The 12,705-nt window shown below is 58.8% G+C and carries 12 protein-coding genes; 3 read left to right on the plus strand and 9 right to left on the minus strand.

Annotated elements, in window-relative coordinates; all coding sequences use genetic code 11:
* Nucleotides 1-43 precede the first annotated feature (43 nt).
* A complete protein-coding gene (gene zapE, locus ACR0IM_RS09805; RefSeq protein ID WP_480591135.1) occupies nucleotides 44-1,102 on the minus strand; it encodes a cell division protein ZapE in 1,059 nt (352 codons plus the stop codon).
* A gap of 148 nt (nucleotides 1,103-1,250) precedes the next feature.
* Here zapE and ACR0IM_RS09810 point away from each other — a divergent pair, with 148 nt between their 5' ends.
* Nucleotides 1,251-2,489, plus strand: coding sequence for an MFS transporter (locus ACR0IM_RS09810; protein WP_480681721.1), 1,239 nt, complete (start codon nucleotides 1,251-1,253; stop codon nucleotides 2,487-2,489).
* Here ACR0IM_RS09810 and ACR0IM_RS09815 read toward each other — a convergent pair whose 3' ends face one another.
* From ACR0IM_RS09815 to ACR0IM_RS09840, 6 genes are all read right to left on the minus strand, one after another.
* A complete protein-coding gene (locus ACR0IM_RS09815) occupies nucleotides 2,490-3,398 on the minus strand; it encodes an ornithine cyclodeaminase family protein (RefSeq protein ID WP_480681723.1) in 909 nt (302 codons plus the stop codon).
* Entirely contained in the window at nucleotides 3,395-4,015 is a 621-nt protein-coding gene (locus ACR0IM_RS09820; protein WP_480681724.1) for an HAD family hydrolase, read from the minus strand. Before ACR0IM_RS09820 ends, ACR0IM_RS09815 begins: the two co-directional genes overlap by 4 nt.
* A gap of 144 nt (nucleotides 4,016-4,159) precedes the next feature.
* Nucleotides 4,160-4,615 (minus strand): YaiI/YqxD family protein, encoded by a 456-nt coding sequence (locus ACR0IM_RS09825; protein ID WP_480681726.1) that lies wholly within the window; start codon nucleotides 4,613-4,615, stop codon nucleotides 4,160-4,162.
* Complete coding sequence (sthA, locus tag ACR0IM_RS09830) at nucleotides 4,612-6,069, minus strand: Si-specific NAD(P)(+) transhydrogenase (protein WP_480681727.1); 1,458 nt, start codon at nucleotides 6,067-6,069, stop codon at nucleotides 4,612-4,614. The genes ACR0IM_RS09825 and sthA overlap by 4 nt, the downstream gene beginning before the upstream one ends.
* Before the next feature lie 3 nt (nucleotides 6,070-6,072).
* Nucleotides 6,073-6,906: an S-formylglutathione hydrolase gene (gene fghA, locus ACR0IM_RS09835; protein WP_480681729.1), complete on the minus strand. Its 834-nt coding sequence runs from the start codon at nucleotides 6,904-6,906 to the stop codon at nucleotides 6,073-6,075.
* Between the two features lie 101 nt (nucleotides 6,907-7,007).
* Nucleotides 7,008-7,937, minus strand: coding sequence for an AEC family transporter (locus tag ACR0IM_RS09840; RefSeq protein WP_480681730.1), 930 nt, complete (start codon nucleotides 7,935-7,937; stop codon nucleotides 7,008-7,010).
* A gap of 183 nt (nucleotides 7,938-8,120) precedes the next feature.
* Between ACR0IM_RS09840 and ACR0IM_RS09845 the strand changes: the two genes are divergently transcribed.
* A complete protein-coding gene (locus ACR0IM_RS09845; RefSeq protein WP_480591120.1) occupies nucleotides 8,121-8,738 on the plus strand; it encodes a TetR/AcrR family transcriptional regulator in 618 nt (205 codons plus the stop codon).
* Between the two features lie 120 nt (nucleotides 8,739-8,858).
* Complete coding sequence (locus tag ACR0IM_RS09850) at nucleotides 8,859-10,604, plus strand: sugar phosphorylase (protein WP_480681732.1); 1,746 nt, start codon at nucleotides 8,859-8,861, stop codon at nucleotides 10,602-10,604.
* Here the strand turns inward: ACR0IM_RS09850 and ACR0IM_RS09855 are convergent.
* A complete protein-coding gene (locus tag ACR0IM_RS09855) occupies nucleotides 10,588-11,817 on the minus strand; it encodes a glycosyltransferase family protein (protein WP_480681734.1) in 1,230 nt (409 codons plus the stop codon). The two genes, ACR0IM_RS09850 and ACR0IM_RS09855, sit on opposite strands and share 17 nt — an antisense overlap.
* A 19-nt stretch (nucleotides 11,818-11,836) precedes the next feature.
* On the minus strand, nucleotides 11,837-12,604 hold the full coding sequence (locus ACR0IM_RS09860) for an HAD-IIB family hydrolase (protein ID WP_480681736.1): 768 nt from the start codon (nucleotides 12,602-12,604) through the stop codon (nucleotides 11,837-11,839).
* Between the last annotated feature and the right edge of the window lie 101 nt (nucleotides 12,605-12,705).

Here is a 12,705-nt window from a genome sequence, read left to right on the forward strand (position 1 = left end):
AACCGCATGGGTCGCAAACGACGCGCGGCGGCGATAGAGCCCTCTATTGCCCCCAATCCTGATCTTGCATTTCGCGAAGGCGTGAAGCGGTGCGTTCAAATTCAAACGTCCCTTCGCCTTCGACATACAGCATCTCGGGCTCGGCTGCAGCCGAACAAATCAGGCGCACCTTTGCTTCATACAGTGCATCAATCAGCGTCACGAACCGCTTGGCCTCGTTGAAGTTGTTCCGCGACAGGCGCGGAATGTCTTCCAATACCAAAACCTTCAACTCCTCGGCAATCGCCAGATAGTCTGCAGGCCCCAGCATCCGCCCGCATAGATCGTAGAAGGACGCCCGCGCAACCCCGTTGCGAAAGGCGGGCAACTCGACCGCTCGACCCTTGACCTGCAGGATCAGTGGTTCTGCGTCGCCACCCGACAAGTCATTCCAGACGCTGCGAACGCTCTGTCGTGCTTCTGGGCCGATCGGCGTGAAATAGACCGGCGCCCCTTCCAGCCGGTTCTGGCGGTAATCGGTGGGTGAGACCAACTCCCACACCTGAAGCTGTTCCTTGATATGCGCAATGAAGGGCAGGAACAGCTGGCGGTTCAGCCCGTCCTTATACAGATCATCGGGATGCCGGTTCGAGGTCGTCACGACCACAACGCCGCCATCGTACAGCAGGTCGAATAGCCGCCCCACGATCATGGCATCGGTGATGTCGGTGATTTGCATCTCGTCAAAGGCCAGCAGTTTGACAGTCTTCACAACCTCCTGAGCCACCGGGGCCAGCGCATCCTCGACACCGTCCTGACGGGCTTTGTGCATACCCGCATGGATTTCCTGCATGAAGGCGTGGAAATGTACACGTCGCGCAGGGATATCCTGCAACGCGTCAACAAACATATCCATCAGCATCGACTTGCCGCGCCCGACGCCGCCCCACAGATACAAGCCTTTCGGCGCAGGCGGGGCCTTGCGAAACAGCCCGCGCTTGACCGGAGCGGCAAGGGCTGCGCGAATGCGCTCGAAATGGGGGAGCACGGCCTCTTGCGCGTCGTCCCGTGTCAGACTGCCCTCGGCAACGCGGTCGTTATATAGCGAAATCAAATCCGTCATGAAGCCGAGCCATAGCGCCCCCATTCAGGCTTGAAAAGCAGCCATTTTGTTGACGCATCAATTTTCCTTAACCGAAACCGCAAATCTGCTGATTTGACGCGTTGCCCAAAACCGCTAACTTCCGCCGGACCAATACCCCGAGGTCCGAATGCCGCAATTTGCTCGCCTGCTGAACCCGATCCTGATCGTTGGATGTATTATCATCACGGTCAGTTTTGCCGTGCGCGCCTCATTCGGAGTGTTTCAGATTCCCATTGCCAGCGAGTTCGGCTGGTTGCGGACCGATTTTTCACTGGCGATCGCGATCCAGAACCTTGCCTGGGGCATCGGACAACCGATCTTTGCTGCGATTGCCGAAAAAATCGGCGACCGAAAGGCGATCATCCTTGGGGCTTTGACCTATGCGGCGGGCATGGTGCTTTCGGCCTGGTCGATTACTCCGTTCGGACACCAGATGTATGCGTGGCTGGTGGGCTTCGGCATCGCTGGCACCGGGTTCGGTGTTGTGCTGGCCGTGGTCGGGCGTGCCTCTTCCGACAAGAACCGCTCGATGTCTCTGGCAATTGTCACGGCCGCCGGCAGTTTCGGTCAGGTGATCGGTGCCCCGACGGCCGAGTGGCTTATGACCTTTTTGCCGTGGCAGCAGGTCTTCATTGTCTTCGCCGCCGCAATCCTTGCCCTAGTACTGACGCTGCCCTTCATGCGCGCGCCGCAACCGGTCAGCAATGCCGAGCTGGAGGAGAGCATGAGCCAGATCCTGGGCCGTGCCTTCAGCGATCCGTCTTACGCCATGATATTTCTGGGCTTTTTCAGCTGTGGCTATCAACTGGCCTTCATCACCGCGCATTTCCCGGCCTTTGTGACCGAGATGTGTGGCCCGATCCAGCCCGGCGGTGTCCTGCATTCTTTAGGTATCACAACCACATCAGCCTTGGGCGCTGTGGCAATCTCGCTGGTGGGATTGGCGAATATCGGCGGCACGCTGCTGGCGGGCTGGGCAGGTAACCACTTCCCTAAGAAATACCTGCTTGCGGCAATCTATACCGGCCGCACCCTTGCAGCCGCCATCTTCATCATCATGCCGATCACACCAGTGTCTGTCATCGTGTTTTCCGTCGTTATGGGTTCGCTCTGGCTGGCCACTGTACCGCTGACCTCGGGCCTGGTCGCGCATCTCTACGGTCTGCGCTACATGGGCACGCTCTACGGCTTTATCTTCCTCAGCCACCAGATCGGAGGCTTCCTCGGCGTCTGGCTGGGAGGGCGCATGTATGACGTCTATGGCGACTATACAATGGTCTGGTGGATCGGCGTTGCCGTTGGAGCATTCAGCGCCATAGTCCACCTGCCGATCCGCGAGAACAGACCTCAGGTGGCCGCCGCCTGATCACACCTGATATTTGCTGATGATGTATTGGCTGGTCATCAGGTCCAGATGCGCGCCACCACCATTCTTGAACAGTGTGATCGCTGTTGGGTCGGGGGCAAACTGGTCCAGATCATAATAGTCGGCCACCAAATCACTGCGCGTGATCACGCCTTGTTCGATAGGAATCTTGATCTCACCGATATGATCAACAGTTGAGTCAAAACTGTCCATGAAGATACGCGCACGTTGTAGCGCGAGGTCTTCGGCCTCGCGCATATCGAGCCGATACGCACCGACAAGGTTCAAGTGCTGACCCGGGCGTAACCATTCGCCCTTGATGAATGGTTGAGTGCTCATTGTGGCAGTCAGGATGATATCAGCCCGGTTCACGGCATCCGCCAGATCATATTCAACGTCGATATGCCCCAGTGTCGCGGTCATAGCTTCGGCCTTGGCGGTGGTGCGGTTCCACACTCGTATTTTGGCTTTCGGAAATCCGGCAGCAAAGGCTTCGCACAAGGATCGGGCCACCGGCCCCGCGCCCACGATCAGGATGTCGCGGCTGTTCGGGTTCGCCAATCGCAGCGCGCCCAGCAGGCTGTCCCCGGCTGTTTTCCACTTGGTCACCAGGAAAAAGTCGACCAATGCCGCCAATCGCCCATCTGCGTCGTCATAAATGCTGACGGACCCATCAATCACAGGGCGCCCGGCCTGAACATTGCCCGGGAAAATGGTGGTGGATTTCACGGCGATACCCAGCCCGTCAATCCAGGCCGACCGCGACAGCAGCGTGTCAGCATCGCGATAAAGGAACGTATCTTCTATCTGAGCCTTGGGCCGCTGATGTCCGTCGACAAAGGCTTGCGTCAGTTCCACCCAATCCAGATTGGCCTCTCCTTGTGCAAACGGGATTTGCAGGACGTTCATCGGGCCTCCTCCTCGGTCAACAGGCCCTCGGACACCAGACGGTCTGCCCAGCCTTGCGGGCCGGTAAAGTGATGCGTTTGCCACCCGCGCGCCCGCGCCGTTTCGATATTGTCGATCCGGTCATCGGCGAACAGCAAGGCCTCGGGGGCAACCCCGCAATCAGCTTCGACCATTTCGTAAATCGGAACATGCGGTTTCACAGCCTTCATGCGGCCCGAGACATAGTGCCGGTCAAACTCGTTCAGAAACGGGTAAACCGCGGTGGCATAGTCGAAGTTCTGCACGCCGAAATTGGTCAGTGCGAAAACGGGGATATTCTTGGAACGCAAGGCCCGCTGCAAACGAACCGAGTGGGGAATCTCGGGCGCGGCCAGCTCAATCCACTTGTCATGCCACATGCGGATTTCTTCGCGCCATTCGGGGTACTTCTCGGCCCAGTCGTAGATCGTGTCGGTGAAATGATGCCCCTGATCCACCAGATCGTTCATTCCATGCAGATCGACCTCGGTGAACATGGCGCGACGGCGTTCTTCACCGATCACCTTGTCGTAATAACGTTCCGGCTGCCATTCGATCAGAACGTTCCCGATGTCGAAAATTACGGCTTCAATCGGCATGTTGTGCCCCCGTCAGATCAATCCAGCTCGCACCGACTGAACCAATCCCGGCCCAGATTTACAAGGGCGGAACCGCAGCGCGCAGCGCTGCCCGGCCTAACCGGAGGGGGCGCATCTTTGATGCGTCTCTGACGGGCGGGAGCGCTACCCGTGCTGTGCCGCCCTCAATTCCCGCTCCAGTGCGTCCAAAAACCGCGACCGGTCCGCTTTGCCAAAAGGCTTTCCGCCGCCACCAGCCCCCAATGGATTGGCCGCACGCAGGTCAGCCATAAGATCGCGCATTGCCAGTTGCTGACCTATATTGGCCGCCGTAAACGCTTCACCATTAGGGCGCAGCACGCGCGCCCCAGCCTCAACGCATTTCGCGGCCAATGGGATGTCGGAGGTCACCACTACATCCCCACGCCCGCACCGTTCCGCGATCCACTTATCCGCCTCGTCCGCGCCTTCCGCCACGATGACGACCTGCACCAGAGGATTCGCCGATGGCCGCAGCCCGCCATTCGATACCAACGCCATCGGCACTTTGTGCCGGGTCGCCACGCGTTCGGCCTCGGCCTTTACCGGACAAGCATCGCCATCGACAAACAGGGTTGTCACGCGCGTTTTGCCTCTTTCTTGGCAGGTGCAGCGGGCTTCTTTTTTACCTTGAACTCGTCCGGGATTGGCATCCGGTTGAAGGCGTCCAGACCTGCTATTTTGTAGGCCTCGGCCAACGTCGGATAGTTGAAGGTGTTCTGAACGAAGTAGTCCACCGTTCCTTTCAGGTTCAATACCGCCTGTGCAATGTGGATCAGCTCGGTTGCGCCTTCGCCGACAATCTGTACGCCAAGCACCCGGCGGGTTTTCAGCGAGAACAGCATCTTCAGCATCCCGTGCTCCAACCCCATGATATGCCCGCGCGAGGTTTCACGGAACCGCGCCACGCCGACTTCATAAGGAATGCCGCGTTCCTGCAGTTCCTCCTCGGACATGCCGCAGGTGGAGATCTCGGGCACCGAGTAGATGCCATAGGGATACCACGGGCTTTCGGGCAGGGTGGGTGTGTCCAGAGCATGACAGGCGGCCACCCGGCCTTGTTGCAGCGAAGTCGATGCCAGCGACGGGTGCCCGATCACGTCGCCGGTTGCATAAATATGCGGCACAGCAGTTTGATAGGTTTTGCGATCCACCTTGATCCGGTTGCGGTGATCGGTTTCCAACCCGACGGCGTCCAGGTTCAGCCTGGAAGTCGCGCCCATACGGCCAGCAGCAAACAACAGCATCTCGGCCCGGACATGGCGACCGTTTTCCAACGTCAGTTCGACATGAGCACCCGCATCTTCGATTTTCTCAACCGCAGACCCCAAGCGTAGGTCAACGCCGTTTTCGCGGATCTGATGAGTGAAATCATGGATCAGGCGGCTGTCGATGAAATCCAAGAACGTGTCGCGCGGCTCGATCAGTGTCACCCGCACATCCAGCGCCGAGAACATGGTGGCATATTCCACCCCGATAACCCCGGCTCCGATCACAACCAGCGAGCGGGGGATTTCAGCCATCTCGAGGAACTCATCCCCATCCACGATCGTCTTGCCGTTGAAGGGCACGTAATCCGGGCGATAGGTCTTGGTTCCGGTCGCGATCAGGAACTTGGCCGCTGTCAGGCGCGTGGTTTCACCCGCGTCCGTTGCGACCTCAACCTCGTGCGGACCGACGAATTTGGCCAGACCGTTGAGCGTCTCCACATGGTTTCGGTTGAACTGGTGCTCCAGCACATCGACCTCGTGATCCAGCGTCATGTGCAGACGCGCCTTCAGGTCCTCGGCGCGGATTTGATCTTTGACCCGGTAGGAGCGGCCGTAAAAGCTGCGCTCGCGCCAACCGGACAGGTTCAGCACCGTCTCGCGCAGCGTCTTGGAGGGGATCGTACCGGTATGCACCGACACGCCACCGAACCGGTCCTTGCGATCGATCACCAGCACCCGGCGTTTCAGCTTACCTGCCTGGATCGCTGCCGACCGCCCCGACGGGCCGGACCCGATGATGATCAGGTCATAGTCGAAATTGCTCATGTCTCAGTCTCCATACAGCGCTTCGGCGTGGAAGGTGATGTGGTCTTCCATGAAGGTGGACACAAAGAAATAGGAATGGTCATAGCCGGGCTGCAGGCGATAGGTGACCTGCTGGCGGCGTTCTGCGATTGCCTGCGCCAGCGCCTCGGGGCGCAGCAGGTCGATGAACTGGTCATTGGCGCCGGTGTCGATCAGGATCGGGCCGTCAAAGCCGTATTCCTTCATCAGCACCGAGGCGTCGTGTTTGGCCCAAGCGGCCTCGTCATCGCCCAGATAGGCGCTCAGCTGTTTGCGACCCCAATCCGACCCAGTCGGGTTCGAGATCGGTGCAAAGGCCGAAACCGACCGGAACCGCCCCGGCAGATTCATCGCCAGTGTCAGCGCGCCGTGCCCCCCCATCGAATGGCCGGTGATGGCCTGACGATCCATATCAATGGAAAAGTTTTCGGCCAGCAGGGCGGGCAGCTCGTTTGCCACGTAGTCCCACATGTTGAAATGCGGTGCCCAGGGGGATTGCGTCGCGTTCACATAGAACCCGGCGCCCTGGCCCAGATCGTAGTCTTCGTGATCAGCCACGCCCTCGCCTCGCGGCGAAGTGTCGGGGAAGACCACGGCGATGCCTTGTTCGGCCGCCCAGGCCTGAGCGCCCGCCTTGGTCATGGCGTTCTTATGAGTGCAAGTCAGGCCGGACAGATACCACAGAACCGGAACCGGCCCATCCTTGGCTTCGGAGGGAAGAAACAGGCCAAAAGTCATATCGCATTGGCAGGCTGCGGAGGTATGGCGGTAAACGCCCTGCACGCCACCGAAACAGGCGTTTTCCGAAAGGGTTTCCATCTTGCAATGTCCTTAGCTTTGGGTCGCGACATGGCTAAACCTACAGGGACGCGGCGTAAAGGCCGCGTACCTTCGGCGCGCGTATTTTTTGAAGATGCAGCTCAGAGTGTTGCGACCCAGGCGATCACAACCGGCACGGTCAGGATGCTGGCGGCTGTGGACAGCAGGATCGCTGCGGATGCCCGATGCGGGGCCACGCGGTAATGGGCGGCCAGAATATAGACATTCCCCGCCACCGGCAGAGCCGCAGCTGCAATGGCTACCGCAGCCGGAAACGCAGCCACCGGGATCAACCACAACAGCGCCACGGCAACGCAGGCCGGATGGACGACCAGCTTGCAAAAGCTGAGCCACGCCGCGACCTGCACGCGTTCGGCTGATTTAGAAGCAAGCGAGGCACCGATGGCAAACAGCGCACCCGGCGTGGCGGCCCCCCCGAGAATGGTCAGAAAATCGTTCAGCGGGTCAGGGACCGGCACCTGAAATGCTGACCACAACAGTCCGGCAGATATCGAAACGATCATCGGATTTTTCAGCAAACCCATCCCGATCAGACGCAGGGTCGCCGGCGTCAACCGCCCGTCGCGCCCGGCATTGATCAAGATTACGATCAGGGACGAAAACACCACCAGATCAACCGTCAGAACCAACATAACCGGCCCGATGGCGGCTTCGGACAATAGCAGGGCCAGCATCGGAAGACCCAGAAAGCCGACATTGCCGATGGCGGCGCATTGGGCCTCGACCGCAGCAGTGGGAATGTCGAGTCCCCGCATCCACGCAACCAGTGTCGCCAGCGCATAGACAACGACAGTGCCCAGCAAATAGCCCAGTACAAGACGGCCGTTGAAAATCTCGGCGAAGGGCAGGGTTGCGGCAAAGCGGAACAGCATTGCCGACAGCGCGAAGAAAAACACGAATTTGGTTAGGTAGGCGGTTGCTTCTTCGGTAAAAAAACGGCTGCGACCGGCCCAGTATCCCAGGCCGATGATCGCAAAAAACGGAAGCGTGCGTAGAAAGATATCGACCATGGCCAGAGTGTTAGCATTGTTTGACGGAGCGGCAAGCGTTTAGCAAACGCGGTCATCACGCACTAGGTTCTGACGGGAAAATGAACGGATTCCACAGCGTCATACCGAAGGAGATCACGCGAATCGTTGTATCTGAACCGAACGGTTTATAGTTTTAGGGGATCATTCAACCAAGGAGAGCCCATGACAGAGACAGCCGCCATCCTTCGTACGGGTCGCAAATTCGATCAGGTTTTGCGTGGCGCCCGAGAGGTTTTCATGGCGGATGGGTTCGAAGGCGCAAGCGTCGATGACATCGCCCGCGCCGCCGGTGTGTCCAAGGCGACGCTCTACAGTTATTTCCCCGACAAACGACTTCTGTTCATGGAGGTCGCACAGACCGAATGCAAACGTCTGGCCGAAAACGTCATCTCGATGATCGATGATTCCAAGCCGGCGCGCGAAGTCCTCACGATCACCGCCACTCAGCTGACCGCATTTCTGGTATCCGATTTTTCGCAACAGGTCTTTCGGATCTGCGTGGCCGAGCGCGACCGGTTCCCCGAGCTGGGAATGGCGTTTTTCGAAGCCGGGCCTCAAAATGGCCAGCGCCACATGGTTGAGTATCTGGAAAAGGCCGTCAAAAAAGGCGAGCTGGCCATTGAAAACGTCCAGATCGCGGCGGAGCAATTCTCGGAGCTGTGCAAGGTGCGGATCTGGACCAAGGCTGCATTGGGCATCCAGACCAGTTTTAGCCAGTCGGAAATCGACGAAATCGCGCTGCAGGCGGTGGACATGTTCATGGCCCGCTACGGGGTTTGATCAAGAATTGAGCAGGCGCGCGGGCGTTTGCCCAAAGAAAGGCCGGTCGCTCAGTTGATGTTTGACAGGTGGACCATTCTGGAAAACCATCAGGCGGATACAGCGAAGGCCCTGTGACCCTTGACCAGTGCGAACACCAGCTTTTCCCGCCGACTGAACGATTTGCTCGTTCAGATTTACCCCGATCATGATCAAGCCGATCTGGCCCGCCAGGTTACCGGGGCTTTCTGGCCCGCGGGGACGCACCGGCGCAAACAGGGGCGCAAGCCGGGCAACAAGCTGTGGTCGGAAAAAGACAGCGTCCTGATCACCTATGGAAACTCGATTGAGGATCAGGCCCACAAGCCACTGGACCTGCTGCACGATTTCCTGATCCGGCATCTGAGCGGCGTGGTGAACGGGGTGCACATTCTGCCGTTCTTTCCTTTCACTTCGGATGACGGGTTTGCGGTGTCCGATTACTTCACCGTCAGTCCGCAATTGGGGGACTGGACCGATATCACCCGGATCGCGGGCGACTTTCACCTGATGTCGGACCTGGTGCTGAACCATGTCTCAAGCCAGGGCGCGTGGTTTACAAATTTCCTGCAGGGGAAATCGCCGCACGACCGGTTCTTTTACGAAGCCTCGCCCGAAGATGATCTGTCTCAGGTCGTGCGCCCGCGCACCACGCCTCTGTTGCGGCAGGTCGAAACCAATCAAGGCGAAAAACACGTCTGGTGCACCTTCAGCCACGATCAGGTGGATCTGGATTTCTCAAACCCTGAAGTGCTGGTTGAGATGCTGCGGATCATCCGCCTGCATATCGACAAGGGGGTGCGTATCCTGCGGCTGGATGCAGTGGCCTTTGTCTGGAAAGAGATCGGCACAAATTGCATCCACCTGCCGCAAACCCATGCCATCGTGCAACTGCTGCGGCTGCTGTGCGATTACACCACCGAAACGCTGGTGCTGCTGACCGAGACCAACGTGCCGCGCACCGAAAACCTCAGCTATTTCGGCAACCGGAATGAGGCGCACGCGGTTTACAATTTCCCTCTGCCACCGCTGATCCTGCACGCGATGCAGTCGGGTACAGCACGTTACCTACGCAAATGGCAGGCTGCGATGCCACCCGCGCAACTGGGCTGTGCCTATCTGAATTTCACCGCCAGCCATGACGGCATTGGGATGCGCCCCGCCGAAGGGGTTCTGCCCCCCGATGAGAAAGAGCGCATGATCGACACCGTGCGCCGGATCGGCGGGCTGGTGTCAATGCGAGCACTGCCGGATGGGCGCGAAGAGCCCTATGAACTGAACTGTGGATATTTCGAGGCGATGCGCGGGACATTTGCCGGTGAGGATCAATATCATCTGGCCCGGTTCATCTGTTCCCAGACCATTGTCATGTCACTTGAGGGGATACCGGCCTTCTACATTCACTCCCTGCTGGCCACGCCCAACGATCACGAGGCCGTGGAACGGCGTGGCATGAACCGGGCGATCAACCGGCACCGCTGGCACTATCCCGACCTGCTGGCGCGGCTGGCCGATCCGGGGTCAAATCAGGCGCTGGTGTTGTCGGAGCTTTCACGCCGCCTGCGCCTGCGGGCGCAACAACCCGCATTCCACCCGAATGCCACGCAATTCACTCTCCGGTTGGAAGATCGTGTCTTTGGCCTTTGGCGGCAGAGCCTGGACCGCAGTCAGTCTATCTTTGCGCTGCACAATGTCTCGGCCGAACCGGTCCATGTCAGCCCAGCCGAGATCAACATGATCGCCGAGGAGGTCTGGACCGATGCCCTGACCGGAGAAATCCTAGCCGCCAACGGCCCCGATATCGTACTGGCGCCGTATCAGTGCCGCTGGATCACGAACGCGGAATGAACTCGGCCAGATCGTCGGACACCGCTGCCTTCAGACGCAACAGAAACTCTGGATCGGCTGAATGCACACGGTTCCATGTCGGGATGAACGGCGTTTCGTGCGGGTTGTCGAGGAAGACCTGACCGGCGCGAATGATGTTTTCGGCAAACAGTTCGATGGATTTCTCTTCCTTGTGACGATCCAGCTCCAGCCCGTTCATCTTGGCGTCGGTATAATAGCCCTCCAACAAGTCCAGTGCGGAACGATAATACGTGGCCTTGAGCGTGCGGAAGGTGTTGGGGGTGAAAACCGTGCCATCGGCGGCCAGCTTGCGGAAGATTGCCTTGCAGATATCGGTGGACATGCGGGACAGGCCGCGATTGGCGTCTTCGGGCGACAGGTCCTGATGCTTGTGGTCGTAGTTGTCCGCGATCTCGACCTGACAAACGGATTTCGGCGCCAGATTGCGCCACGCCTCGGACAGAACTCCGATCTCCAAGCCCCAATCTGACGGAATGCGCAGATCGGGCAGGGTAGGCGTGCGAATGGCGAATTCACCTGATAGCGGATAGCGGAAGCTGCGCAGGTAATCGAGGTAATCGCGGTCTCCGATCACTTTCTTCAGCGCAATCAACAGAGGGCTGACCAACAGGCGCGTAACACGGCCGTTCAGCTTGCCCGCGCCAACGCGGGGATAAAACCCCTTGGCCATCTGGAATGGAAAGGTAGGATTGACGACCGGATAGACCAACCGGTCCAGCATCTGCCGATCATAGGTGACGATATCGCAATCATGAATTGCCATCACCGAACTGTCGGCGCAGGCCAGCAGGTAACCGATGCAGGACCAGACGTTCTTGCCTTTGCCGGGTTCCTGCGGGGCCAACCCCAGCTTCCGCAGATGCGATTGCAATTTGGTCAGGCGTGGACTGTCATTCCAAATCACCGCATGGTTTTGTGGGAGATTCGCAAAGAATGCACGCGCGTGGCGGTACTGCGCCTCATCTGCTTGATCCAGACCGATGATGATACGGTGCAAATAGGGCACCTGGGCCAGTTCCTCCAAAATACTCGCCAGCGCTGGCCCTTCCAATTCGGAATAGAGGCAGGGCAGGATCAGGGTGATCTTGCGTGTTTCGGCAAAGACCAAAATCTCATGCGCCAGTTGCCCGGCGGGTCTGCTGCGCAGGTTATGCAGTGTCGTGATGTTTCCGTTCTGGTGAAAATCTGCCATGTCTGGTGCCTTTTCTGGGTCAGAGCCCTGCCGTCAGCGTCAGTATCGCATTGGACCAGCCGCGCGGCCCGCTTTGAGTTGTTCTGAGAATTCGCGCCTCAATTTCAGGTGGGAAGAGGGGAACCGAGAGGCCGTCCGGATTGGCAATCACCACACCCTGATCCGCTGCGCGGATCATCTCTCTGTCGTTGGGTGCATCGCCCAGTGCCATGGTCCGCCGGGGCTGCAACCGCATGACAATTTCGGCCATCGCATCCGCTTTGGTTTTGCCGAAAGAAAGGGTCAGAAACCGCCCTCCTTGTCGGGCATGCAATCCGGCGCGTGCGGCCGCCGACAGGAACTCTCTCAAATCAACCTCTGAGCCGGTCCACAGCCCCGGTTCACTGAACCTGCGCCGCTTGGCTAGGACAGCTTGCGCAAGGCCAAGACCAGTATTCCGTGCCACTTGTTTTTCGGTCAGATCACCAAAGCCGACAAATCCCGACGGCAGAGACCTCAGCGTGGACCGAAGGTGCAGATAGCAATCGGTGTCCTCGTCGGTTCCACCGGGCCAAAGTATCCCGGCCCCGTTTTCGACAATGGCGGGCATATGGGTCAGGCCCATATCCTGCTGCAAAGGCCCGATTTCCGCAGCCGTCTTGCTGCTGGCCAGAACCAGCTCTGCGCCCAGTTTCCTCAGGCGGGCAAGCCCCGGTCTGGCGGCTTCCCAGCCGTAGTCGTGGTGGTCCAATAGCGTGCCGTCCAGATCGGAAAACACCAGAAGGGGCAGGGCAGCTGCATCGTTCATCGCCCTCGAAGTAGAAGTCTGCCGATACGCGATGTAAATCCGTACCGACAATTTTTCCATCAAACCGAATGCCTGTGCCTATTTTCTAAGCAAAGACGGTC

This window comes from Ruegeria sp. BF6 (assembly GCF_056538665.1).

Excerpts from the sequence above, each read along its gene's own strand:
- ACR0IM_RS09860 (WP_480681736.1), bottom strand. The coding sequence starts at position 12,604 with ATGAACGATGCAGCTGCCCTGCCCCTTCTGGTGTTTTCCGATCTGGAC.
- ACR0IM_RS09845 (WP_480591120.1), top strand. The coding sequence starts at position 8,121 with ATGACAGAGACAGCCGCCATCCTTCGTACGGGTCGCAAATTCGATCAG.
- ACR0IM_RS09855 (WP_480681734.1), bottom strand. The coding sequence starts at position 11,817 with ATGGCAGATTTTCACCAGAACGGAAACATCACGACACTGCATAACCTG.
- sthA (WP_480681727.1), bottom strand. The coding sequence starts at position 6,069 with ATGAGCAATTTCGACTATGACCTGATCATCATCGGGTCCGGCCCGTCG.
- ACR0IM_RS09840 (WP_480681730.1), bottom strand. The coding sequence starts at position 7,937 with ATGGTCGATATCTTTCTACGCACGCTTCCGTTTTTTGCGATCATCGGC.
- ACR0IM_RS09815 (WP_480681723.1), bottom strand. The coding sequence starts at position 3,398 with ATGAACGTCCTGCAAATCCCGTTTGCACAAGGAGAGGCCAATCTGGAT.
- ACR0IM_RS09820 (WP_480681724.1), bottom strand. The coding sequence starts at position 4,015 with ATGCCGATTGAAGCCGTAATTTTCGACATCGGGAACGTTCTGATCGAA.
- fghA (WP_480681729.1), bottom strand. The coding sequence starts at position 6,906 with ATGGAAACCCTTTCGGAAAACGCCTGTTTCGGTGGCGTGCAGGGCGTT.
- zapE (WP_480591135.1), bottom strand. The coding sequence starts at position 1,102 with ATGACGGATTTGATTTCGCTATATAACGACCGCGTTGCCGAGGGCAGT.
- ACR0IM_RS09810 (WP_480681721.1), top strand. The coding sequence starts at position 1,251 with ATGCCGCAATTTGCTCGCCTGCTGAACCCGATCCTGATCGTTGGATGT.